Genomic DNA, 660 nt, shown 5'->3' with positions numbered 1-660 from the left:
ACATAAAGTCTGTTGAGCTTTGTGGCAGAAGCGTTTGACGGAAGCCAAAATCTGATCGGCTGACTTGGTCCATTTGAAGGGCTTCGGGTTTCTGTTGTGCAGGTCGATGAAGGTACGGATGTCGGCCTCGAGCTGCCTGACGGAGGTGTGAACACCTCGCTGGATCTTCTTTCTGGTGAGTTCAGCGAACCAACGCTCGACCTGATTGATCCATGACGCGGAAGTTGGTGTGACGTGGACATGATAGTGCGGCCGGCGAGCAAGCCACGCTTTGATCCTGGGTGTCTTGTGGGTGGCGTAGTTATCCATGACGATATGGACATCGAGGCCTTCAGGGACCTGGGCATCGATCTCTTTTAAAAACTTCAAGAATTCGACTGCCCTTTGCCGCTTGTAGCATTTGCCGATGACGAACCCCGAGGCGACGTCGAGCGCGGCAAACAGCGAGGTCGTACCGTGCCGCACATAGCTGTGCGTGCGCCGTTCCGGCACGCCAGGCATCATCGGCAAGACCGGCTGCTCGCGATCGAGCGCCTGAATCTGGCTTTTCTCATCGATGCTGAGGACGAGCGCACGGTTCGGTGGGGATAGATAAAGGCCGACGATATCGCGCACCTTGTCGACGAACAGCGGATCGCTCGACAGCTTGAATGTCTGGCT

At 56.2% G+C, this 660-nt stretch carries 1 protein-coding gene; it reads right to left on the bottom strand.

The window, feature by feature from the left end; all coding sequences use genetic code 11:
- Window positions 1-660: IS630 family transposase (locus ACZXDY_RS46230; RefSeq protein ID WP_464350061.1), on the bottom strand; the 660-nt coding region annotated here is incomplete at both ends.

The sequence above is a fragment of the Bradyrhizobium sp. LeoB3 genome, from assembly GCF_055456055.1.
The sequence above is the reverse complement of the archived record's forward strand: the minus strand, read 5'-3'. Positions and strand labels throughout refer to the sequence as shown.